Consider the following 22,371-nt stretch of genomic DNA (forward strand, 5'->3'; position numbering starts at 1 on the left):
CGAGGCCGAGCTGAAGCAGTTCAACGGCGAACAGGACCACGTCCACCTCCTCGTCCACTACCCGCCCAAGGTCCAGCTCTCCAAGCTGGTCAACAGCCTCAAGGGCCTCTCCTCCCGCAGGCTCCGCCAGGAATACGACGCGCACGTCCGCCGCTACCTGTGGGGCGGACACTTCTGGTCCGGCTCCTACTTCGCCGGGTCCTGCGGCGGGGCACCGCTGACCGTCGTCAAGCAGTACATCGAGAACCAGCAGCGCCCCGCCAGCTGAGGACAACACTGCAAACCCGTGCACCAGCGCGGGTCAGAGCAGTTCTGAGATGGCCTTCACCCCCACCGTAAACGGCGGAGCACTGGCCAAGATCAAAGGTAGAGAACTGCTCGGCGACGGCATCCAGCCATTAACGACGAGGATCACCAGCCACACCGCCGCCCCGCCGAGCCCGGGGCGGCAGCGTACCCGCTGCCCGAACTCGCCGAGGTTCGCGCGGGCGGCGCGGGCCAGAACGCGGGGCGCCGGCGTGTCGGTCGGCTTGCTCGTCCCTGCCGTCGGGCCATGACAGCGAGCCAGCCGCTCTCAACCGCCAGGCCCGCGTCCGGCATCGCGAGTGCGCGCCAGCGGGTCCACGGTGCGGGCACCGCTCTGTGGTTCAGACCCGGCGGAGCGCCTCGCCACCATCAGGCTCAGCCTGCCACGGTGACCCACATGAACACGCACGACAGTTGGTAGACGCCCGCTCACAGCATTCGGCAGGAGACCGGCGGCACGTACGATGCGAAACGGTTCCACCCCCGGGCAGCTCACATGCCGGAGACGGAGTCCGCTCGTTATGCCTCCCGCGACGCCGAGGCAGGGCAACACTCGCCGCTGCTGCGAGACCAGATGCGCCGGTCATAAAGGCGGCTGAGTACAGCCACAGGAGCGCGCCGCGATGCGTGCCGTGCCCTGCGTGTGGCACGCAGGGCACGGCACGACCAGCATTACAACGGCCAGGTGGCATACCCAGCGGGACCGCCTTGACCACCGTCTCATGATGCCGCTAGGTTTTTCCAAGACCGATCGTTCTATCTCCGGGGTCCGGCGTCATCTCCGACGTCATTCCCGGTCTGGCGCAGCACCGTTCGGGAGGTGCGGCCTAGTTCGTCACGCTTCTAGGTGCGTCTGCGCGGTTGGCCGGCACAAGGCAGCGCTCACCGGCATAGGGATGCCGCTTCGGCGCGGCAAACCCTTCTAGACCAAAGGACATCGCATGACAGAGACGGCTGGAAGCGTGCGGGAAGCGGCCGAAGCGTTGGTCGCGAAGGCACGTGCGGCAGTGCCGGTGCTGGCCGCGCACGCGGGCACTACCGAGGAGCAGGGACGCCTTGCCCCGGAGAGTCTCGAGGCGTTGCGCGAGGCCGGTGTGTTCGCGCTGGGCACTCCGGTCGAGTTCGGCGGGACGGACGTGGACCTGGTCACCCTGGTGCGGGTGCTGTCCGAATTGGGTCGCGCGTGTCCGTCCTCGGCGTGGCTGGTGTCGATCTCGTCGGGAACGAAGGCTCACTTCTCCGGGGGGTTCCCCGAGAAAGTCCTCGCCGAGGTCTACACCCATCCCGATGTGCGGTGGTGTGGCGGCTCGACACCCGGCCAGGCCGTCGCGGTTCCCGGAGGAGCCGAGGTCACCGGGCGATGGGCCTACGCTTCGGGAGCCGAGGATGCCCACTGGGCGTTCCTGGCGGTGGTGTCCGTGGGAGACGACGGTGTGCCCCGTGTAGCAGGTGCGCTGGCGCCGATGTCCGAGCTGACCGTTGACCGGACCTGGCGCGTGGCCGGGCTGCAGGGGACGGGCAGTCACACCGTTGTCGCCGACGGTGTGTTCATTCCTGCGGAGCGCCTCTTCGAGTTCCCCCTCGGCCCCGATGGCGGGCCCGATCTCACCCAGGGCAGGCCACTGGACATCGTCTCCCAGACGGTCTCGGTCACAGCGACTCTGGCCGGAGCGGCGCTCGGTGCGCTGGACGTGGTGAAAGCCGTGATCCAGACGCGCAAGCCGCCCATGACGCAGTACAACAGTCTCGCCGAATCAGCGTCGGCCCGACACGTGTTCGCCGAGGCCGAACACATGGTGACCAGTGGTTACGACCGGCTGATCAGCCTGGCGGGCCGCATCACCGCGCAGCTGCCCGGCGACGACGTCACCGCCCTGCAGCGATCGAGCATGCGGATGGAGGTGGTCTCCATCCTGCAGCAGTTCCTGCGCGCCGTCGACCTGCTGCTGGACCTGCACGGCTCCAGCGCATTCGCCCTCGACAACCCGCTGCAACGCTTCTGGCGGGACCTCAACGTCGGCGCCCGCCATGCACAGTTGTCGACCTACCTCACCACCGAGAACTACGGCCTGCTGGTGACCGGGGCGGGCGCACCGGTACAGGTGGGCTGAGCGCACGACGGCGCCCGGCTGAGATTTCCTTAGAGGTCGCGCGGATAGGCGCAGTTGGGGCCCCTGGCAGCAGAACGGGCACAGGTCCTGGTGATCATGGAGCTGCTTCGCTTCGTGATCACTGGGGAGACTTGTGCCCGTGCTTCCGGCATGGCTGACAGAACTGCTCTGGGACCAATTCGCGGTCTGCTTCCGGAGCAACCGGAGTTTCACCCGGACCATCCGCCTGGCTGCCACCGCCGGCGTCTCAGCGACCGGGTCGTCTTCGACAAGCTCCTGCAACTGCTGCGCTTCGGCTGTTCCTACGAGGCGATCGAGTCCTATGACCGAATCGTCGGCCTCGTCCTCGACCAGATGCCGTGGACGGTTCCATCACCAAGGCGTCCGGTGGCGGCGAGGCTGCCGGCCGGTCACCGGTCAACCGCGGGCAAACAGGGCCTGAAACGCTCCGGTAGGCCCAGTTCTCGTATAGCTACGACCACCCGAAAAGTAGCTCTGAGTAATCGCTATGACTGTCCGTGTCGTGAGCAAGGAAGCTGTTACCAGGGGCAAGGTAGCGCTCGGTGATGTTCTGGGTTGGGCTACTGGGGTCGATGCCGCTCCTCCCGATTCTCGGCCCCGGAGTCCTAGCTCAGACACCAGGGAACAAATGACCAACCGGTAGCTTTCAGGGCTTCGTGGCGACGGCTTTCTTCGGCTGGCGAGGGACGGTCTTGGTCCTGTCGAGGTGGCCGCCGTACAGCGTCGACCGGGGCACGCCGAACACGTCGGCGATCTGCTGGACGGTCTTCTCCCGCTCGTCATAGAGACGTTGGGCGAGCGCGGCCTGGTCGAGGGTGAGACGCGGCCGGCGCCCGCCGGCACGACCCCGGGCCCGCGCGGAGGCGAGGCCGTCGTTGGTGTTCGCCACGATGAGTTCACGCTGGAGCTCGGCGACCACGGACAGCATCCCGAACATCGCCCGGCCCTCCATCGTGGAGGTGTCGATGCCCTGCTCGATGACGTGCAGCCCGATGCCGCGCTCGCGCAGTTCGGCGCCGAGCGTCACCAGGTGCAGCACGGAGCGGGAAAGCCGGTCGAGCCGGGTGACCTTCAGCGTGTCGCCCACGCGTACGAGCTGCATGACGAGGTCCAGCTTTGCGCGGGACGCCCTCGCGCCGCTGGCGACGTCGACGTGGATGTTGTCGCGGTCGACGCCGTGGCGGAGAAGCGCGTCAATCTGATGATCGGGATTCTGGTCGATCGTCGATGTGCGGGCGTAGCCGATTGTCGGAATCTACCCGAAGAGCCGTTCTCCGACGTTGATTTCCGACGCGAGTTGTAGACAGGGCCCGCCTGTGGGTTCGTGATCACGGGCCGAAGTGTCGGCAGACGTTCGTTTGCCGACACACAGAGGCGCCAAGTGCACAGCAGCCACACCAATCGCAAGAGTGCCGCGCAAGCCAAGAACTGATCTTCGAGCGCCAACTTTTCGATCAAGTTCGGTACGCATGCGACTCCCCGTTATGGTCCTTCACGGCGTGCGCACAAACGTGCGCACGCCGTGCATGTCCGTTCAACGGCAGGAAGTTGATGAGGCGTACACAGCGCATAATCGCGGCGGCTGCCTCGCTGGCAGCCGCCGTGTCCTTTGCTGTCACTGGTAGTGCTACCGCAGCCGATACTCCCGGGCATCAGGCGCTTGGCACGATCAAGGCCGCCGACCTCCCAGCCCCGGAATCGGAGCAGGGCCAAGTGAAGATCGGCACCGGAAAGTCGTGCTCCCCATCCAGTCCTCCGCGCGGGCCGCCCTCGGCGGTGCGGCCACGGCGTGTGTCGAGACCAGGCCGCTGACGGCAAGCCGCACCGCCACTGCGTGGACTGCCGAACAGACCGCTGACGCCGAAGCCTGCGACATTACTCAGCCGGGCTACTGGACCTGGACTCGGACCGGCGGCATCTGTCTGAACGGTCAGGAGGCCACCTACACGCTCCTCAGCGACAAGGGTGCGGTCTTGGGCACCGGCCTGATGGATGTCAAGAGCAGCATGGACCTCAGCGCCACCAGCGTGACCTGGAACGAGCTGATTACCGTCAGGGTGATCGCCGTTACCGGGCAGGTGACGAGCCTCAACGTCTCCTTCGACGTGTCCTGCACCTCGGCCTGCTCCGCGCCCAGCAACCGCCCCTGGACGGGGACCAGGACTCTGGGCGTAGGCGGGCAGGCGTCCGGATCTGTCACCTACAACAGCAGCGTCGCTTCTGGTGCGTCGGACAGCTTCCAGACGAAGTACCACATGTACGTCACCACCACGGGCAGCATCCCCACTCAGCCCAACGTCAACTGGGACAGTCCAGTCCAGGCGAAGATCCGATGCGATGCGGAGCTCGCCACGCCTGGCTGTGTCATCCCCGAGAGGAGGGCCACCCTGGAGTACTCGCTCTCTGACCCCAATCACGGGGCGGCCGCCGCTGCCTACGGCTTCGCCCAGGCCAACCTGCGTGACTGGGCCCCGCTGAGCCGGGCGGACGGACTCAACGACGCCAACCGGGCACGCACGTGCGGACCCCAGAGCAGCGACCCGTTTGTGCTGCTCCCGCAGTACGTGCCGAATGACTCCTGCGACGAGTTTCCCTTCGCCGGCTCGTTCGAGGGGGGAACCGATGGTGCTCTGTGTGCCGACATCGTCCCACTGTTCCAGAACGGCCAGTGGATGATTTACGAGGCTCGTACGGACAAGCCGGTCACCTTCAATGAGCCGTGTGTACGTGGTCACGTCGCTCTGGAGGCCAACCAGTCCGCCGGCGGCAAGTACGGGGCCTTCGTGAAGAACCAGCGCATCCTCGACACCGAGAAGTACAACGTCAACGTCATCGCCTGATACGGGACATCGCACCGTCTAGGGCCCCGAGAATGATTTTCGGGGCCCATCCGTAGAGCTGAAGGAGATCAACGTGGAAGACTCCCCGCCCATGCCGTGGGCATGGGCCACAGATCCAAGCACGGTGATGTGGTGCGTGACCTTCACCCGCTGCATCACACCGCACGATGTCCTTGCCCGGTACGGGGCCGACAGCCGAACCGCCCAATTCCTGACTCGACAGCAAGCCGTGCAGCTCAGCGGGAAAGATGGATCGGTGCTACGTGCCGGGGCCCTGGACGACTGGTCGTTCTGCTTCGAGGAGTACGGGGTCATGGGCGCAATGTCCGGCCCTCTGTCGGCACTCTCCCAAGGCACCGAGACCTTCAGCGTCCTACGGGGCGGGGACGGCATGAATGGCTTCGCGCGCTGGCGCGACGGTCAGTGCACCGAGCGTTTCGAGCCCGGCTACACCTACACCAGACCACCTGCACCACACCCCTGGTGGGACGCCGTGCAGGAACAGCTCGACGCAGCGGGCACGGAGCATCCCGGTCTGGTACCCGTGCTGAAAGCTGTAGCCCACCACACCGAGGCGGCGCTCGACACCGACACCCTCAACGGCCCGCTGCTAACCCTGCTCCTCGACGACAACAGCCGAACCCCCGATCCACCACCTCGGCCGCACCCTGGACCCCTTCAGCCACCGGGACGTCTGCTGGGACCCGCCCTGCCCGGGCTGCCTCCGCCACCTGCGGCACGGCACGCCCCCAACGTGTCCACCATCCAGCACACGCACGGCCTCAAGACCGAGGAATAGCAGCATCGCCCTTGGCGAGCGCGCACGTAATGGTGCGTGGTCCAGATTATGCCAACCCCAGGTCTACGGCCGTGGCTACGCAGGATCGAGGTAGTCCGTTCCACCAGGCTGGACTGCCGGAACGAGGGGCAGCCGACCATCCTCATCAGCTCCCGGCCGCAGCTGCCTCATCCTGCGGACTGCGCGGGCCGGGCACCGTGGCCGCTGTGGCGGCGAGGTCCAGGTCGAGACGGCTGTTCATATCCAGTTCGAATCTTCCATACGGACAAGACCCGTGCCCTACCCGACGAACGCCGCCTGCACGGCCACATCGCCCGCCAAGGCGAGAAGGCACTGATCCAGACCAGTCGGCGTTGACATGTCGAACGCACCCACGCCTGGCAGAACGCCTTCCACCGGCTCGCCGGCTGCTACGAGCGCCGGACCACCGTCATCGACGCCTTCTTGGACCTCGCCGACCCATCATCACCGCACATAGCCTGATTCGACGAGCATGGACCACCCACCGCCGGGCCGAACGCCCCGAACGCCGGCCATGACCGCACACCTCTACCTGCGCGACCGCGCACGGCCAGGAATCACGAAGCTGCGCTGCAGCCCGTGCCAGGCAACCGCGAGCACCCCCGAAACCACGTGAATCGGATCCGTCAGACGGCGCGCCCCAACAGGGAAAGAAGCTGAACGGCGGGGTCGGTGCTGGTGGTTCGCACCGGAGCGGCGATAATTCCCAGGCCTGCCGCTCTCTCGGCGTTGGCACGCGCGTAGGCCAGGCAGTAATCGACCGCAGTCGGGTCAAGTGACTCGGGCTGGCCGGATCCGCGGGCCAGGTCCCACTCGTGGACGGTCAGGTCGACGAGTATCTGGTCCGCGTACACGGTCAACGGGGCCTCCCCGAAAGAGAACCGGGCTGTCGCGGACAGATCGGTGCTCTTCCACGCCGCGAGGGAGCGCTCCGCGGCCTCGTCCCACGCGCCTACGGGATCCGCGCCGACCACGTCACCGTCATAGCGGTCGCCCACCTGCTCCAGGGACTCTCCGGCGAGCAGGTGCGGCACCCACAAGTGCTCGCCGACCAGATGGTTCACGAGATCCCGAACCGTCCACTCGGTGCACGGCGTCGGATCGTTCCACCGGTGGCCGTCAACCGCGTGCACTCGTGCGCCGAAACGGTCGATGGCATCGGGTATCAACTGCAGGGCTAAAGTCGTCATGGCGGCACGCTACGCCATGATCTTCCACCCTCCCGAACGCAGGTCGGACGATGACAGCATCGTCGGTGGGCTGTCCGGAATGGCCGTCCGCAACGACCTGCGCGGTTTCGTAGTCGACTACCTCGGCACCTACGACGTCGTCCCGGTCGTCGACGAGACCGGTGACCTCAACGGTCAGTCGCCGGAAGCGTCCGTCGTGGGTCGTACCGAGGGCACGGTGTATCCGAAGCGGCCCGCGTCTCCAACGTGATCCCACCAGTGGCGGCGTGCTGCTGCCGGCGCTTGCGGACCTGCGGCGGCCACCTCTGGCGCACTGCGTCGTCGATCTTGGCCGCGACGTCGGCGCGGACGTGCTCGCGGGCGCCGTGCCGGCAGCGGTTGACGGAGTCGGCGGTGACCCCAAGCTCCTACGCGACGGCCTTCGCGCTGCCCGTCTGCCGGATCAGATAGCCGATCCTGCAGCCAACAGGACCCTAGACAAAGTCCCATCGTTGCAGGTCAGGAGCACTCTCCGCGTTACTGATCACCCACCGGACACCCCTGCCGTGTGACTCACATGATGCTTGTCGTCATCTCCAGCTGGACTGCTGATGGGGTGCCTTGTTCCCCGTGGCGGAACCGACCCGGTGAGACGCCGTACACGCGACGGAACGCCCCTGCAAAAGCGAATTCCGTCGAGTAGCCGATCCGCCGGGCTATCGCGGCCAGTGATGCGTCGGTTTCTCGCAGCAGGCGCGCGGCACAACTGAGTCGCCAGTCCCTCAGATACGTCATGGGCGGCTTGCCGACCACTGACGTGAAGCGTCTCGTGAACGCCGTCCGGGACATGCCCACTGTCTCGCCGAGTAGCGAACCCGTCCACTGGGTCTGCGGACTGTTGTGGATCGTGTGCAGTACGGCAGCGATAGCCGGGTCGGAAATTGCGGGCCGGCCCTTCGAGCTTTCGTCCTCCATCCATTGGCGCAGGACATGAACGAGCATGAGATCGAGTACCGCCGACCGAGTCACCTCCGTACCCGCCCGCGCTTGAGACGACGCATCGTCGTCGAGCAGGCTGACGACCGATCGCAACACCGGGAACCGCTCATAGTCCGGAGACACCACGAGCAGCTCCGGCATCGCCCCGAGGTACGGGTGCACCTGGCCATGGTCCAACCGGTAGGCGCCGCAGAGGAACTCGAAGTCGGCGGAGCCGGAAACCGGCTGGTCCAGGCTCAACGCCACCTGTGGCAGCCCGCGTAGCGCACACGGAGCGTGACTGAGCCCGTGGTCTGCTCCCGACGTGATCAGGACGACATCGCCCGGCCGGAGTGCGACGGGTGGCGCATCAACGGCGATGAGCCAGCCGCTGCCCCGGAGGACCACGTGGAAACCGCTTCCGGTCAAGCCGGAGTAGCGCATACCCCACGAACCCGATTGCCGGAATCGTCGTACGGTTCCACGTCCGACCCGGAGGCTGGTGATCGCCTGACTGATCATGTCCACCCGCTCGATTCTATGCGCCGCACAAGCTCGTATGCAGCCGCACCAACTGTGTATGTCCGCGCACGTCAGCAGCTGGTTCGGTGAGTGCTATGCAAGGAAACGACATCGGCATGAGGGATTGCATCGTGGTCGGCGCCGGAGCCGCCGGGATGAGTGCCGCGCTCACACTCGTCCGGGCCCGGCGAAGCACCCTGGTCATCGACGCCGGCCAGCAGAGCAACCTCGCCGCCGCGGGTATCGGAGGCCTGCTCGGGCACGATCGACGCCCTCCCGCTGAGTTCTACGCCGCGGGGCGCGCGGAACTTATGGCCTACCCGTCCGTCGAGCTGTGCCGGGGCGAGGTCGCCCATGGCGTGCAGGAGGACGACGGAAGCTTCACTGTGACCTTCAGCGACGGCCGTCGCGAGCGAGCCCGGAGCATGGTCCTGGCCCCGGGAATGAACTACCGCTATCCGCAGCTGCCCGGCATGAACGAGCGCTGGGGTCATTCGGTCTTCCACTGTCCGTTCTGCCACGGCTGGGAAGTCAGCGATCGCCCCATGGGTGTTCTTGCGGAGGGCGCGGTCGGCGTGCACGGAGCGCTGAACCTCCGTGCCTGGAGCGATCGGATCACGCTGCTGACCAACGGCAGCGAGTTGACCGACCAGCACCGCGAGCAATTGGCCGTCGGCGGAGTGAGCCTCGACGAGCGGCCGATCACCGGCTTCGACGGGCCAGGGGCCGAGTTGCGGTCCGCCGTATTCGCCGACGGCGGAGAACTCCTCATCGGTGCACTGCTGGTCAAGACGACTCTCTACCAGCGCTCCACGCTGGCCCGCGACCTCGGAGCGTCCCTGACCGAACCGGACGAGATGCTCAGCGTCGAGGCGATCAAAGTAGACGCGATGACCCGGACCGGCGTCCCCGGGCTGTACGCGGCCGGGGATGCGGCCACCTCGGTCCCGCCGTCCATGGCGGCCGCCGTGGCGTCGGGCTACCTGGCCGGCGCCGCCGCCGCTGTGCAACTTGCCGCAGGCTACTGAAGCCCACTCTCAAAACGCAGCAGACCGACGCCCGCAAGGCAGTCACCGCCCAGTGCGACCGCGAGCACCATCCGTGGTTCGCGCCATGGCGCCAGAACCGCTGTTATCGCCCTGTCCACACCAGCCTTGCGGATCGTCTCCACCAGCAGCAACCGCCAGCGGGAGCCCCCCGACCACCGCCTCCGGCACGGACAGACGGCTAGGACCCGATACGCTCCTTCACCTGGAGAGTGCTCCTTTCATACGACGACCTGACACCTAGAAAGGTCCCATCGTCGCAGGTCAGGAGCATTCTTCGCGTTTCTGATCACCACCGGACAGCTGCCGCATGAAAGCCCGTGGCCGGGCTCCTCACGCGTGTGCGAGAGCCCCACACGGCTACCTACTCGCCTCAGGGTTGTCTCATAAATGATCTTCGGCATGCTGGGCGACCTGCTGGTTTCTGCGTCACGCCAGGTGACCGCCTACGGCGAAGGCATGACCGACGCGTCAGCGCACTGACCCCAGGCCCCGTGGACCGCGTCCTGGACACCGCGCCGACCGGGGGCCGGGTCGACCGTGCCAACCAGCCGGGTCCGGCCGGCGGCTCGCTACCGACTTTGATCGAGCTGACCGGGATCCCGATTGTGTCCGTACCGTCTCGGACTTCACCGCCGCAGCCGAAGGGCGTCCGAATCACCACCGAGATCCGCTACGACCAGATGAACGAGGTCGCCAGGCTCGCTGGCGAATGAATCCTGGTCGTACCGGTCACCCCCACCTACACCCTCGACCAGCTCCAGGAAGCGGCCATGCTCAGCCAATCCCACCGCCCCGGCGGCAAACTCAAGCTCACCGGCGAGCGGCCGTAGAGCGGCGAGTGACCGGCGACTGGATGCCGTACGGCCGCTGGGTCCGGCCGCGACGATGCCGCCGAACCCACCGCGATCGCCGACCACCTCACCGCCCACGGCCTGATCCTGAAGATGCTCACCGGACCGCTGCGGGGCATCAACGACCTCACCGGGCCGGGCAAGCTGCTGTTCGCGTTCTTCGCGGCGATGGCGGAGACCGAACGGGAGAACATCCGGGCGTCGACGCGGGAGGGGCTCGACACCGCGGCCCGCAAGGGCGAGCACGGAGGGACCGAGGTGATCGGGATGACGGCCGGCACGGCGAAGCCTGCATCCAGCGTGAGCCGGGTCATCTGACGAGCGATGACCCGGTGCGCACGATCTTGTCCGTGTCGGCACCGTCCTGGAGGCAACGGACCGAACCGGCACTCCTTCCTTCGCCGGTCCGGCTCGTCTGACTGTGACCGGCCCCTTGCCCTGCGCCTGTCAGCGCATGCCGGCTCTCAGGGTGAAGCCGCCGTCCACGGGGAGAATGACGCCGGTGATGAACGCGGACTCGTCGGAGGCGAGAAAGAGGGCCGCGTCGGCGACATCCTGAGCGGTGCCCTGGTGGCCCATGGGCACGAGCTTTGCGCGCTGGCCGGCGATGTCCTCGCGTCGGGCGCCTGTCGACCGGACGATGGAGTCCACACCCATCGGGGTGTCCATCATGCCGGGCGCGATGGCGTTGATGCGGACGCCGTAGGGTGCGTATTCCAGCGCCAGGCTGCGGGTCATAGCGTGTACCGCCGACTTGGAGGTGGTGTAAGCGATGGCTTCGCCGCCCGCGAGCAGTCCCGCCATCGAGGAGATGTTGATGACGGCTCCGTGTCCTCGCTCCCGCATGTGCGGCAGGACGTGTTTGCACGTCATCCACATACCAGTGAGGTTTACCTCGAAGCCGTTGCGCCAGTCCGTCGGGGAGAGGTCCTCGGTGCGCCCGCGCGGCACGATGCCGACGTTGTTGTGGAGCACATCGATGTGCCCGAAGACGCGCAGGGCGGTCTCCGCGATCGAGGCGCAGTCCTGCTCAAGAGTGATGTCGGCGCGGTGGGCGACGGCCCTGCCTCCGCTGTCGCGGATCAGTGCGACGGTCTCCTCGGCCGACTTCTCGTCCTGGTCGACGACCAGGACCTGGGCGCCTTCCCTGGCGTAGGTCAGCGCTGCGCAGCGGCCGTTGCCCATGGTGGCGCCCGGGGTCTGTCCCCCGCCGACCAGGACCACGGTCTTGTCCTGCAGACGTGCGGTCACGGCTGCTCCTCTGCTTGTGTGGGCGGCGGCGGGCCGGGGGCGGGCCGGGACATCTGAGGGTTCACCTGGTCGTAGCGCGAGTGGCTGCCGGTGACCGAGTCGATGGCGGCGTCGAAGGAGGTGGCGAGCGGCCAGCCGGCGTAGAAGGCGATCTGGACGGCGCTCTCGCGCAGTTCTGCCTCGGACAGGTCGCCGCTGTTCAGTGCGGCTCTGATGTGCAGCGGCGTGTGCAGGCGGTTCTGGCTGAGGACCGCCAGGACGGTCAGGGTGACCAGACGCCGCTCACGCCGGGACAGGCCCGGACGCTGCCACAGGTCGCCGTAGACGTACTGGGCGGCCAGGCCGCCGATCGAGCCTGGATCGGTGATGTCCGGGACCGGGATCTGCATGATCTCTGCCATGGCGGCCTGGCCGTGTGCGGCACGCTCTGCCGGCGTCTGCCCAGCGGTCTCGTCTCCGGGGCCCGCGGCCTGCGGGGCACTCACCAGGTCACCGGCAGTTCTTCGAGCCCGTAGGTGAGGGCATCATCGTGGAAGTGCAATTCGCTCTCCGCCACCGCGAGTCTGAGGGTGGGGAAGCGCTGGAAGAGGCGGGGCCAGGCTTCCTGCATCTCGACCCGGGACAGGTTCTGGCCCAGGCACTGATGGACGCCGAAGCCGAAGCCGATGTGCCGGCGTTCGGTGCGGGTGATGTCGAGCCGTTCGGGGTCGGTGAAGACCGCGGGGTCGCGGTTGGCGGCGGGCAGATTGCAGATGACGCCCTCCCCGGCCTTGATCAGGACGCCGCCGATCTCGGTGTCCTGCAGGCACACACGTCGCGGCTCTGTCTGCACCATGCTCCAGTAGCGCATCATCTCCTCGACTGCCGGGGCCGCGTTCTTCCTCGGGTCCGCAAGGAGGGTGTCGCGCTGGGCGGGCTCACGCAGAAAACCGAGGATGCCCAGGCCGATCATGTTGGCGGTGGTCTCATGGCCGGCGCCGATGACAAGCATGCCGAGCCTGACGGCCTCATCAAACGTCAGGACGTTCTTGTCATCGACCCAGGTGTTGACCAGGCGGGAGAGGAGCCCGTCGTCGGGATGGTCGCGCTTGTCGGCCATGGTGCGGCGGATGTTCTCGACCTGTTTCCGGTGGGCGGCGAGTTTCTCCTCCTTGGGCAGGCTCAGCTGCACCACTTTCTTGGCGGATTCGTGCACGGCGTGCCGCTGATCAAGGGGGACGCCGAGAATCTCGCAGATGACCATGGTGGGCAGGGCGAGCGCGTATTCCTCGATGAGATCGACGGGTTCGGCCTTGTCCGCCAGTTCGTCAAGGAGCTGCTCGGTCAGATCGGCGATGCGTGCGCGCAGCTTCTCGGAGGCTTTGACGGTGAAGTCCGGGTTGAGGATGCGGCGGATCGGCAGGTGTTCGTCGCCGTCCTTGCGGAAGAAGATGTTGCCCTCGACTGCGGGCTGGGCGCTGGAAGTGTTGGGGAAACCGGCGTCGGTCACGTCGGCGCCGAACCGGCCGTTCGGGCCGAGGACTTGCTGGACGTGGTCGTGCCGGGTGATCAGCCACGGCCGGCTGCCGTCCCATATCGTCACTCGGCGCGGTACGCCGGCTTCCCGGAAGGCGGTGGCCGTTTCCGGCGGTGCGAAGGGACAGCCGCGGGGCAGGGGGAACGCCGGAGCTTCGGCCATGGTGTCGTTTGACATGAACGTCTCCTGGAGGGTGTCAGGCGGTCACGGGAAGGCTGGTGCGGGCCCGGTCCCAGGGCGTGCGGGTGGTGACCAGGCGTCGCAGGGCACGCAGCTGGCGGATCATGCCGACGCCCAGGGCTGCGGCGACGTATCCGTCGCGGACGTACACAGCCGTGAAGGCGCGCTGCTTCAGGCTGCCTTCGACGATGTGCACGGCATCGGCGCCGCGGGTGCCGCCGTAGATCTGGATCTTGAGGTCGTACTGGTCGGACCAGACGTAGGGCACGGTCTGGAACGCGGTCGCGGACGGCCCGGCGAGGATATTGCGGGCGACGGCCATGCCCTGTTCGGAGGCGTTGGTGCGGTGTTCGATGCGCAGGCGCTCCCCGGTGACGGGATCGGGCCAGGAAGCGACATCGCCCGCGGCCCATACGGCGTCGCCCGCGCGCAGCAGGCTGTCGCAGACGATGCCGTGGTGCAGCGACAGGCCGCTGCCGGTGAGCCAGTCGGTGTCAGGGCGCGCGCCGATGCCGACCAGGACGGCCTGGGCACGGAGGACGCGGCCATCGGCAAGACGCACACCGACAGCACGCCCGTCCTCGGCGATCACTTCTTCGACGGGCGAGCCGGTGACGATCCGCACTCCCCGCTCTCGGTGCACTTCGGCCAGCATCGTGCCGACTTCGGCGCCGACCGCGTCCGCGAGCGGCACCTGCTGGTCGGTCACAAGCGTCACCTCGCAGCCGAGCCCACGGGCCACAGCCGCGGCCTCGGCACCGACGAAGCCGCCGCCGACGATCACCAGATGCGGGCGGGCCGCCAGCGCGGTTCGTAGCGCCAGCGCGTCCTCCACTGTGCGCAGCGTGTACACGCCGGTGAGCCCTTGAGCGCCGGGCAGCACGCGGGCACGGGCACCGGTGGCGAGGACCAGGCTGCTGTAGGTGAGTTCCGTACCGTCGGCAAGGCGCACCCGGCGGGCCGCCATGTCCAGTTCCGTGGCTCGGACACCGAGCCGGAGTTCGATGCCCAGGTCGGAGTAGGTCTCGGGCGCGCGCAGGCGCAGCCTCTCCCGTTCCCAGACGCCGCTCAATAACTGTTTGGACAGTGGCGGCCGGTCATACGGCAGATGCGGCTCACCGCCGACGAGCGTGAGCGGACCGTCGTAGCCGCCGCGGCGCAGTCCCTCGGCGGCAGCCACGCCCGCCGCTGACGCGCCGACCACGACGAGTCCTCTTGATGCAGTCACGCCTGGACCTCGATGGCGGATGCCGGGCAGACGGCCGCTGCCTCACGGGCGGCCGCGTGCTGCTCCGCCGGCGGCTCGGCGTCCAACAGCACCACGACGCCGTCCTCGTCCCGCTGGTCGAACACCTCCGGAGCGAGCAGTACGCACTGGCCGGCGCCGCAGCATTTGTCCTCTTCGATCGTGATGCGCATGAACGCTCTCCTCGCTGAACACGGCGTAGGCAAGCCCGGGCGGGACAGCCCACTCTAACTTTACGGACGTATATTTACACGCGTTTAGCGTACGGTCCATGGTGCGGGCGTATGGGAGGCTGGGGAACGTGACCGAACCTGTCCAAAACCCGACGTCACCGGCGGACTCAGCCGCCAGGCGCAGACCCCGCAACGCCCGGGGCGAAGGAACCAAGCTCCGCGAGGAGATCCTTCAAGCGATGCTGCGGCTCATCGCCGACGAGAGTCGTATGCAGACCGTGCCGCTGTCCCTGCGGGAGGTGGCGCGCGAGGCAGGAGTCACCGCACCGGCCATCTATCCGCACTTCACGGACAGGGAAGAACTCTCACGCGCCGCCGTGAGCGCGCTCTACGAACAGCTCCTGGACGAGATGAACCGAGCGGAGGAGACCTCGGCCGGCCACTCTCCGGCCCGGCAGTTGGCCGAAGTGGCCCACGCCTACTGCCGCTTCGCCCAGAACAACCCCACCAGCTTCCGTGTGATGTTCACCATCCGTAACCGCCACCGGGACGAAATACAACAAGTGGCGGACTGTTGGCGCCGCTCCGTCGCGCGCATGGCCGAAACCGGCATCCGCCTGGCTCAGACTCCCGAGGCGGCTGCGGTATCGCTGTGGTCGGCCGTGCACGGCCGCCTCCTGCTGGGAGACGACACAGCAAACGCATGGAGCCTCGGCGACGTGCACCACTTCGTCGACGAACTCACCCGGTCCATCCCCACAGTTGACGGCCACGCCACTCCCCCCGCCGACAGCGCCCCCTAGTCCCATTGGGGCGTGACGGCGGATAAGAGCTCGCGCAGATAGGCGTGGGGGCCCTGCCGTCGAGGGGGCGTTCGTCTCAGCGGTGAGTGGTCCAGGCGCGGCGGATGGGAATACGCGCTGTGATGACGGTGTCCGCGAGGTCGAAGAAGGCGTTGACGACGCTGGTGCGGCGTTCGTAGCAGCGTGCGAGCCGGCAGAAGGCGTCTTGCCAGACGTGGGTGCGCTCTACGTGCCAGCGTTGGGGGGCCTGGATGGGGGCCTTCTCTCCTTTGTGTGCGATCCGGCCTCATAGCCCGCGCGCGTCGAGGGCGGTGCGGGTCTTGCCCGAGTTGTAGCAGGCGTCCAGGTGCACGGTGATGTCTGCAGGCAATGGGCCGCGGTCGTCCAACAGGACCAGGTCGGGGCAAGCAGCGGCGCGTCATGGCAGTTGGCTACGACCGGGACCCGGCCCAGCGGAGTCCGTAACCGTCCGTCATAGCTGATCCCTTGAGGCCCTGTTTGCCTCGGTCGACGGGTGAGCGTCCGGCGGCTTCCCACGCCTCCGGGTGCTTTGGTGATCGAGCCGTCGATGGGGATCTGGTCCAGGATGCGGCCGACGATGCGGTCGTACGTCTCCAAGGCGATGTGCCGGAGCCGGGCGAAGATGCCCAGTCGGATCCACTCGTCACGGCGGTTGCGGATCGGGGTGGCTGAGCAGGCGGTGTCCGCTTGGCTTGCAGGAGCAGCCGAAGCGCAGGAGCTGGAGCAGCTTGTCGAAGATGATCCGGTCGCTGATCCACGGGCGGTCGCAGCCCAGCGGATGGACCGGATCGTAGGGCGGTCGGCAGGGCAGCAGCGCCGCGAATCAATCCAGCGGGGTGCGGTCAGCCATGATGGCAGTGCAGGCACAAATCTCCCGATCATCACAGAGCATCACAACTCCAGATCACTGGGCCTGTTCTGCTCCCAGGGGGCACCACCGCGCCAATCTGCGTGAGCTCTTACGAGCTGGTGCGTTTGTCAGTGCGGCGGCGGGTGGTGACGATCCATATGCCGGGTCCGACGTCGACATTCTTCGTGTCTACAGGGCCGGGCGACGGCCCTGCCACGGTGCTGCGATCTCAAGTTGGGCAGCCACCCGTAGCAGCAAATCCTCGCGGTCCGGGGCGGGCACCAACTGCACACCGGTCGGCAGGCCATCGGTGTTGACGTGCAGGGGCAGGGAGATTGCGGGCAGACCAGCAAAGTTGACGAACGGAGTGAAGGGCGCGAACTGCAGGCTTCGACCGAGCGATGCCAGCGGATCCACCGAGTCGGATTCAAGCCTGCCGTGTAGCGCGATACAGAACGATCGATGTTGACTAAGCGTCCCGGCATGGCTAGCGTGCTTTCACATGCTGAACGCCTTAAGGGGGGACATGCTGGACGAGCCCACTCTCCGATATCCAGCGCGGGCGCCATTTCCCTTCCGTGGAAAGCGCGATCATTCCGCCGCAAACCCCACCGCACCAGGGCGTCCGGCAACACCATGAAGTGCGGGACAGTAGCGGCTCCCCTTTCAGGTAAGCAAGACCGCCTAGCGCGTGCCCGCCAATAACGGCGGATAGCAAATCTGCCTGTCCATCCATAGTGATTTGTGATGCCCTGACGCTTTAAATACGCATACATCGGGCGTCCATTTCCGTTGCGCCACGACAAAAGACGCACGTCCCTGCCGAGCGAACAACCAGTTCTGGCCCGGTGCCGCAAGAGGCAGACGTGCCTTCGATGCAATCACTTCCCCATGCGGGCCAGTCGCTACCCCCCACGAAAGCAGGGCATCCACCGATGACCGCTCCCCTCGATTCCCGGATCCGGCAACTGGCCATCCTTGCCGTGCTCGTTCTCCTCACGGAGACGGGTCCGCTGGAAGTGAGCCTCGTCTACCCAGCGGCCGAATCTCTCACTCAGTCTTTCGGCAGCGCTGGTGCCGACGCCGTCACCGGCACGGTGAGTCTGACCGCCGTGGTGTGCATTCCCTTATTGGGGCGCATCGCCGATGTGGCGGGCAAGAAGCGGGTATTGCTGTGTTCTGGGGCTCTCTTCGCGGTCGGGTCGCTGCTGTGTGCGGTGGCCGCATCGCTGCCGCTGTTGCTGCTCGGTCGGATCCTGCAAGGGGCCGTGGGCGGTGCGCTGGCGGTTGCCTACGCGATAGTCCGGGACGTCTTCCCCCGTCATCAAGTGCCGGTCGCACTGGGTGTGGTCTCCAGCGGGGTCGGGATCAGCGGGCTCGCCGCGCCCTTCCTCGGCGGCGCGTTGGTCGACCGCTACGGCTACTCCGGCGTGTTCTGGTTCCTCCTCCTGCTGAGCGTGCTGGCGCTGCCGCTCGCGGCGGCCATCCTGCCTGACGACCGACGTCCCAACGACGCAACAGGCGCGGAACCCCGACGACTTGATGTCCCCGGAGCACTCCTGCTCGGCCTGGCCGCCGCGGCACTGGTGTCGGGCATCAGCGCCGGCGTGCGCTCGGGCTGGTCCTCGCCCGGCTTCCTGGCGGCCCTTCCCTCCGCGGCACTCCTAGCCATCGGGTTCTGGCGACGTGAACGGGACAGGCCCGACCCGGCCATCGACCTCGGTCTGCTCACCGCTCCGGCGGTGCGGGACTCCCTGCTCCCGGCCGTGCTCACCACCGCCTGCTCCACCACCGTCGCCTACCTGGTGCCACAACTGTTGCAGACCCCGCGCCATGCCGGACTCGGCTACGCCTTCGGCCTCACCGCACTTGCCGCGGCCGGCTGGACCTTCACTCTGGGACTCGGATCGCTCGCCGGCGGCCCTACAGGCGGGTACCTCGCCAGGCGCAACGGCCCTCGCAGCACAGCGCTGATGGCGCAAGCACTGGTCGCGACCGGGGCGCTCGGCTTCGCCGCACTGCCCGGGCAACGCGGTGCCATCCTGCTGATCAGCCTGGTGTTCGGCCTCGGTACCGGGCTCACCTACGTGGCCTTCGCCAACCTCATCACCGAGGCCGTGCCCGACGAACGAGCCGCCACCGGAACGGCCTTGCTCGCGGTCGCCAACCAGCTCGGGGCGGCAACCGGGGCATCGGTCCTGGCCTCGGCGCGCACCCTGTATCCGGTCGGCTCCACCGGAACGCTCTTCGCAGGCAGCGGCTACCGGCTGGCCTTCACCTGCGCTGCGGCCGCCGCACTACTGGCCCTGCTGACCACCCTGCGCATGCGACACGGCCGGGCCCCGGCAACCGGCGGTGCCGCCACCCGTCGCATCGACTCGTCCACGGCCGGATCCTCGGACAGCGGATCAACCACCAAGGAGATGATCTGATTGCCCCCTCCTGAGCTTGACGTTTAGCCTCGGCCGTTCACCTGAGTTGCTGATCTTGGTTCGTTCCCGGGGCAGCAGGGCGGCCGTTCTTCACGCTTCGAGGTGTCGAGCGACGTCGCGTGAAGGAACGGCCGTTGGGAAGAGTCTCGCCGCTGAACAGTCCGCTGACGCCGCGTTGGGTGTCCGACTGCCTCTACACCCGGGCGGATGCGCTCTTCGAGCTCACCGACGCGGTGCTGTGCTCAGACGGCCCGGTGACGTCGCAGGTCGAGTTGCCCCTCACGGCCGAGCACCGGCGTGGGTACGGAGCGACTGCTTGCCTCCACGCCGCTGCCGCGTGCCGCCGACGGCGCATCGCGCTCCCGGTGGACGTGAGCAACTGGCTGCGTCCCGACGGCCCCACCAGCCCGGAGCCGCTGTTCTGCCACGTCTACGGGCGAGGCCGCAGCGCGGATCAGTTCATCCCCGGCTGGCCCTACTCCTTCGTCGCCGCGCTGGAGACGGGACGCACGTCCTGGACGGCCGAGGTCAAACGTCAAGCTCAGGGAAGGCTATACCGGTCAGCTCCTCGGATACGGTCCACAGGCGGGCGGCAGCGTCAGGATCACTGGCGCGCGATGAGCGGCTGACGAGGGCCGGACTGCCGCGTCGTTCACCAGGCCCGTCGGGACCGACGAACGAGGCGCCGGGAAGGTCGGCCACTGCCGCGAACAACGTCGGCAGAGCACCGGTGCGGGCGTCCTGGGCGTAGAACCGGTTGAGCGCGCGACCGAACGAACGCAACACCCAAGTGGCGTTGTCGTCGTGCAGGGCAGTGACGGAGTAGCCGGGGTGCGCTGCCATGGAGCGCACCGGCGAACCAGCCCGACCGAGGCGGCGCTGGAGTTCGAGGGCGAAGAGTAAGTTGGCCAGTTTGGACTGGCTGTAGGCCGTCACCGGGCTGTACTCACCTGTCAGGTTCAGGTTGTCGAAATTGATCCGCGTGCCTCTCGGGATCTTGTGGGCCAGGGACGACACCGTCACCACTCGGCCGGTGATGTGCGGGAGCAGGAGGTTGGTCAGGGCGAAATGGCCGAGGTGATTGGTCCCGAAGTGGTTCTCGAAGCCGTCCTTCGTGGAGGACTGAGGCATGTTGGCCACACCCGCGTTGTTGATCAACAGGTCGAGGTCGCCTTCCCAGTCGGTGGCGAACTGACGAACGGACGTCAGGTCAGCCAGATCCAGGGGTCGGACGCTCATCTTGCCGCGTGCCCCTTCAAGCGTGCGCATGGCGGCCTGGCCACGGTGGGGGTCACGGACGGCGAGGGTGACGTGTGCACCAGCGCGTGCGAGGGCCTCGACGGTGGCAAGACCCAGACCGCTGCTCGCGCCGGTGACCACGGCGGTGCGCCCGGCCAGGTCGGGAAGGTGGGTGACGTCCCAACGGGGGTGTTCGTGTCTGTCCATACGTGCAATGTATTCACTGCGCACAATGTAGTCAAAGTATACATCGGGGTGAGTTGCCTTGCCCGAGGCCCGTGGAGCAGGTCGTTGGACATAGACTCACGTGGTGACGTCCCGCCGCCCCTACCACCACGGTGACCTTCGCGCCGCTTTGCTGAAGCGGGCCGAACAAGCGCTCATGGAGAAGGGGCCGGGCGGCCTATCCCTGCGGGAACTGGCCCGGGACCTGGGCGTCAGCCCCGGCGCACCCAGCCGCCACTTCAGTGGCAAGGCCGCGCTGCTGGACGCCTTGGCTGTGGAGGGATTCCAGCGCCTGAGGACAATGTTGACCTCTACTCAGGTCGAGGCAGAGGTCTCCTTCGCCGACCGGCTGACGGCCGTCGCCCACACTTACCTGGAGTTCGCCGTCGCTAACCCGGCGTTGCTGGAGCTGATGTATTCGGTGAAATACGACCCGGTGGCTTCCCCGGAACTGACGGCGGCGTCGCAGTGGCAGGGGGCGCTGGCCGACCGGCTCATCGAGGACGGGCAGCGGCGAGGCGAGGTACGCGAGGGCTCAACGCGGGAGATAGGCGTCCCGGTCATGGCGTCGATCCACGGGTACGTCCTCCTCGCGGTGGCCGGCGGACTGGCCATCGATGCCGCCAAACCCGGTCTGAACGACGTGTTGGCGTTCGCCTTGCGGGGCTGCGCGCCGTGAACACGCTGCGTCCAGCGGGGGGACCGGCGTATAACTCCGTCGGAAATCTTGGTTTGCCGGTGCGGCAGCATGATCGGCGGGCAGGCTCGGGCAGTGCTGCGGGCCACTGCAGTCGACGAGGTGTTCGTTGTCCGTTCGCCCCCACCCCGTTGTGTTGCTGACCTGCGGTTCTTTGAGCCTGGTGGGCGTCCTGGCCCGGGCCGGGAGAGTTGGGGCACGCCAGCGGGACGGGGGGCCTTCACGCGGAGGTGGCGAAACCCCCGACGGACACGGGCAGGCGGGAATGAGCCGGCAAGGCTCGGTGGGCCGTTCCCAGGGGCGGCGGAGGTCTTCGGCGAGTGGTCGGGCGAGGCGGAGTTGGGTGCGGGCGCCGATGATCAGCCAGGTCCACAGGTCGGCCGTGTGAGGATCGCGGACCTTGGGGACGGTCCAGCCCAGGGTCTGCTTGAACAGCCGGACGGTGTGTTCAAGATCGAACCTGCGGAGGAACGCCTGCCAGCGCAGGTTGACGTCTTCGCCGGTCATGCCGGTGCGTGAGAACCACAGCCAGACCGGCTTCGGGTCGCGGTCGCCGGGCAGGTGGTCGGCCTTCAGCCGGATCAACATGCCGTGGATCAAGGGGAGTTCGCCGCAGTGGTCGAGCCAGGGCCTCGGGCCCGCAGGCGGGGGTGCATCCGGTCCCAGGCGAGGGCCTCGGCCGTGCCACAGCGGGTGGTATCGCACGTCGTGGCCTGGTCGGGGGTGTGCCAGGGTTCCGGCTTGGAGAAGGTGAGGACGCCGCCATGCTTGCGGGGCTGTCCGCCGCGCGGGGTGGAGCGGCGCGGTCCGGCGTCCCGGAGCATGACCCGGTCCGAGCGGAGCCGGCCGACCAGCTCGACGGGCAGGTCGAGGCGAGTGCCTCCAGTTTGTCGCCCGATCGCGCCACGAGCGCAAGGTCCGCACCGCGCTGGGCGAGCCGGCGGGCGAACTCGGCGCCGATTCCGCCCGCCGCCCCGGTGCAGGGCCGTGGTACCGGACAGACTGGACAGATCTTGCGTGACTCTCCACGAACCAGAGGCCCTTAGGCTTGTTTCGCCCACGCTGAAGTCG

The 22,371-nt window shown here is 67.4% G+C and carries 20 protein-coding genes and 8 pseudogenes; 13 read left to right on the forward strand and 15 right to left on the reverse strand.

The window, feature by feature from the left end; all coding sequences use genetic code 11:
• From tnpA to H293_RS56440, 3 genes and pseudogenes are all read left to right on the forward strand, one after another.
• Positions 1-268: IS200/IS605 family transposase (tnpA, locus tag H293_RS0145990; protein WP_020124507.1), on the forward strand; the 268-nt coding region annotated here is incomplete at its 5' end.
• 979 nt (positions 269-1,247) lie between these two features.
• Positions 1,248-2,417 (forward strand): acyl-CoA dehydrogenase family protein, encoded by a 1,170-nt coding sequence (locus tag H293_RS51860; protein ID WP_078612911.1) that lies wholly within the window; start codon positions 1,248-1,250, stop codon positions 2,415-2,417.
• A gap of 133 nt (positions 2,418-2,550) precedes the next feature.
• Positions 2,551-2,936 (forward strand): annotated as a pseudogene (locus tag H293_RS56440) (IS5/IS1182 family transposase); the annotation flags it as partial.
• A gap of 148 nt (positions 2,937-3,084) precedes the next feature.
• Here H293_RS56440 and H293_RS0146000 read toward each other — a convergent pair.
• The gene (locus H293_RS0146000) at positions 3,085-3,693 is read right to left on the reverse strand and encodes a recombinase family protein (RefSeq protein WP_028808798.1); all 609 of its coding nucleotides are present in this window, start codon (positions 3,691-3,693) and stop codon (positions 3,085-3,087) included.
• A 718-nt stretch (positions 3,694-4,411) separates the two neighbouring features.
• Here H293_RS0146000 and H293_RS54130 point away from each other — a divergent pair.
• From H293_RS54130 to H293_RS61050, 3 genes and pseudogenes are all read left to right on the forward strand, one after another.
• Positions 4,412-5,278 (forward strand): hypothetical protein, encoded by an 867-nt coding sequence (locus H293_RS54130; protein ID WP_158694565.1) that lies wholly within the window; start codon positions 4,412-4,414, stop codon positions 5,276-5,278.
• 127 nt (positions 5,279-5,405) lie between these two features.
• Positions 5,406-6,077: a DUF6461 domain-containing protein gene (locus H293_RS51870; RefSeq protein WP_259294721.1), complete on the forward strand. Its 672-nt coding sequence runs from the start codon at positions 5,406-5,408 to the stop codon at positions 6,075-6,077.
• Between the two features lie 270 nt (positions 6,078-6,347).
• Positions 6,348-6,616, forward strand: a pseudogene (locus tag H293_RS61050) (IS5/IS1182 family transposase); the annotation flags it as partial.
• Between the two features lie 108 nt (positions 6,617-6,724).
• Here the strand turns inward: H293_RS61050 and H293_RS0146020 are convergent.
• The 3 genes and pseudogenes from H293_RS0146020 to H293_RS0146030 form a co-directional block, all read right to left on the reverse strand.
• The gene (locus H293_RS0146020; RefSeq protein ID WP_020124513.1) at positions 6,725-7,288 is read right to left on the reverse strand and encodes a TIGR03086 family metal-binding protein; all 564 of its coding nucleotides are present in this window, start codon (positions 7,286-7,288) and stop codon (positions 6,725-6,727) included.
• A 165-nt stretch (positions 7,289-7,453) separates the two neighbouring features.
• Positions 7,454-7,746: pseudogene (tpg, locus tag H293_RS61055) on the reverse strand (telomere-protecting terminal protein Tpg); the annotation flags it as partial.
• A gap of 94 nt (positions 7,747-7,840) precedes the next feature.
• Positions 7,841-8,767: an AraC family transcriptional regulator gene (locus H293_RS0146030; protein ID WP_199790282.1), complete on the reverse strand. Its 927-nt coding sequence runs from the start codon at positions 8,765-8,767 to the stop codon at positions 7,841-7,843.
• A 116-nt stretch (positions 8,768-8,883) separates the two neighbouring features.
• Between H293_RS0146030 and H293_RS0146035 the strand changes: the two genes are divergently transcribed.
• Complete coding sequence (locus H293_RS0146035) at positions 8,884-9,795, forward strand: NAD(P)/FAD-dependent oxidoreductase (RefSeq protein WP_020124516.1); 912 nt, start codon at positions 8,884-8,886, stop codon at positions 9,793-9,795.
• 8 nt (positions 9,796-9,803) lie between these two features.
• Here the strand turns inward: H293_RS0146035 and H293_RS61060 are convergent.
• Positions 9,804-10,006, reverse strand: a pseudogene (locus H293_RS61060) (IS1380 family transposase); the annotation flags it as partial.
• 301 nt (positions 10,007-10,307) lie between these two features.
• On the opposite strand from H293_RS61060, the gene H293_RS61065 reads away from it, so the two are divergent.
• Both H293_RS61065 and H293_RS0146050 read left to right on the forward strand, forming a co-directional pair.
• Positions 10,308-10,529, forward strand: coding sequence for a hypothetical protein (locus H293_RS61065; protein WP_020124518.1), 222 nt, complete (start codon positions 10,308-10,310; stop codon positions 10,527-10,529).
• A 192-nt stretch (positions 10,530-10,721) separates the two neighbouring features.
• The gene (locus H293_RS0146050) at positions 10,722-10,985 is read left to right on the forward strand and encodes a recombinase family protein (RefSeq protein WP_199790283.1); all 264 of its coding nucleotides are present in this window, start codon (positions 10,722-10,724) and stop codon (positions 10,983-10,985) included.
• A gap of 129 nt (positions 10,986-11,114) precedes the next feature.
• Here the strand turns inward: H293_RS0146050 and H293_RS0146055 are convergent, their stop codons facing one another.
• From H293_RS0146055 to H293_RS0146075, 5 genes are read right to left on the reverse strand one after another with little or no spacing between them, the layout of a single operon-like run.
• Positions 11,115-11,918, reverse strand: coding sequence for an SDR family NAD(P)-dependent oxidoreductase (locus H293_RS0146055; RefSeq protein ID WP_020124520.1), 804 nt, complete (start codon positions 11,916-11,918; stop codon positions 11,115-11,117).
• Positions 11,915-12,403, reverse strand: coding sequence for a carboxymuconolactone decarboxylase family protein (locus H293_RS51880; protein WP_259294720.1), 489 nt, complete (start codon positions 12,401-12,403; stop codon positions 11,915-11,917). The genes H293_RS0146055 and H293_RS51880 overlap by 4 nt, the downstream gene beginning before the upstream one ends.
• Positions 12,400-13,611, reverse strand: coding sequence for a cytochrome P450 (locus H293_RS0146065; protein WP_020124522.1), 1,212 nt, complete (start codon positions 13,609-13,611; stop codon positions 12,400-12,402). The genes H293_RS51880 and H293_RS0146065 overlap by 4 nt, the downstream gene beginning before the upstream one ends.
• Before the next feature lie 19 nt (positions 13,612-13,630).
• Positions 13,631-14,842, reverse strand: a complete 1,212-nt coding sequence (locus H293_RS0146070; RefSeq protein ID WP_028808800.1) for an NAD(P)/FAD-dependent oxidoreductase — start codon at positions 14,840-14,842, stop codon at positions 13,631-13,633.
• Positions 14,839-15,033, reverse strand: a complete 195-nt coding sequence (locus tag H293_RS0146075; protein ID WP_020124524.1) for a ferredoxin — start codon at positions 15,031-15,033, stop codon at positions 14,839-14,841. The genes H293_RS0146070 and H293_RS0146075 overlap by 4 nt, the downstream gene beginning before the upstream one ends.
• Before the next feature lie 239 nt (positions 15,034-15,272).
• Between H293_RS0146075 and H293_RS54135 the strand changes: the two genes are divergently transcribed.
• The gene (locus H293_RS54135) at positions 15,273-15,836 is read left to right on the forward strand and encodes a TetR/AcrR family transcriptional regulator (protein ID WP_020124525.1); all 564 of its coding nucleotides are present in this window, start codon (positions 15,273-15,275) and stop codon (positions 15,834-15,836) included.
• A 76-nt stretch (positions 15,837-15,912) separates the two neighbouring features.
• Here H293_RS54135 and H293_RS56455 read toward each other — a convergent pair.
• Together H293_RS56455 and H293_RS56460 are read right to left on the reverse strand one after the other, a co-directional pair.
• A pseudogene (locus H293_RS56455) lies at positions 15,913-16,724 on the reverse strand (IS5 family transposase).
• Between the two features lie 172 nt (positions 16,725-16,896).
• On the reverse strand, positions 16,897-17,124 hold the full coding sequence (locus tag H293_RS56460; RefSeq protein ID WP_310591963.1) for an amidase family protein: 228 nt from the start codon (positions 17,122-17,124) through the stop codon (positions 16,897-16,899).
• Positions 17,125-17,642: 518 nt separating this feature from the next.
• Here H293_RS56460 and H293_RS0146085 point away from each other — a divergent pair.
• Both H293_RS0146085 and H293_RS61070 read left to right on the forward strand, forming a co-directional pair.
• Positions 17,643-19,139 (forward strand): MFS transporter, encoded by a 1,497-nt coding sequence (locus tag H293_RS0146085; protein WP_020124526.1) that lies wholly within the window; start codon positions 17,643-17,645, stop codon positions 19,137-19,139.
• Positions 19,140-19,273: 134 nt separating this feature from the next.
• Positions 19,274-19,660 (forward strand): annotated as a pseudogene (locus H293_RS61070) (transposase); the annotation flags it as partial.
• A gap of 7 nt (positions 19,661-19,667) precedes the next feature.
• On the opposite strand, the gene H293_RS0146090 reads toward H293_RS61070, so the two are convergent.
• Positions 19,668-20,585: an oxidoreductase gene (locus H293_RS0146090; protein ID WP_020124527.1), complete on the reverse strand. Its 918-nt coding sequence runs from the start codon at positions 20,583-20,585 to the stop codon at positions 19,668-19,670.
• A gap of 103 nt (positions 20,586-20,688) precedes the next feature.
• Between H293_RS0146090 and H293_RS0146095 the strand changes: the two genes are divergently transcribed.
• Positions 20,689-21,282, forward strand: a complete 594-nt coding sequence (locus H293_RS0146095) for a TetR/AcrR family transcriptional regulator (RefSeq protein ID WP_310591964.1) — start codon at positions 20,689-20,691, stop codon at positions 21,280-21,282.
• A gap of 134 nt (positions 21,283-21,416) precedes the next feature.
• On the opposite strand, the pseudogene H293_RS61075 reads toward H293_RS0146095, so the two are convergent.
• Together H293_RS61075 and H293_RS61540 are read right to left on the reverse strand one after the other, a co-directional pair.
• Positions 21,417-22,169, reverse strand: a pseudogene (locus tag H293_RS61075) (NF041680 family putative transposase); the annotation flags it as partial.
• 44 nt (positions 22,170-22,213) lie between these two features.
• A pseudogene (locus tag H293_RS61540) lies at positions 22,214-22,336 on the reverse strand (hypothetical protein); the annotation flags it as partial.
• Positions 22,337-22,371: the final 35 nt, after the last annotated feature.

The sequence above is a fragment of the Streptomyces canus 299MFChir4.1 genome (assembly GCF_000383615.1).
Taxonomy (GTDB): Bacteria; Actinomycetota; Actinomycetes; order Streptomycetales; family Streptomycetaceae; genus Streptomyces; species Streptomyces canus_C.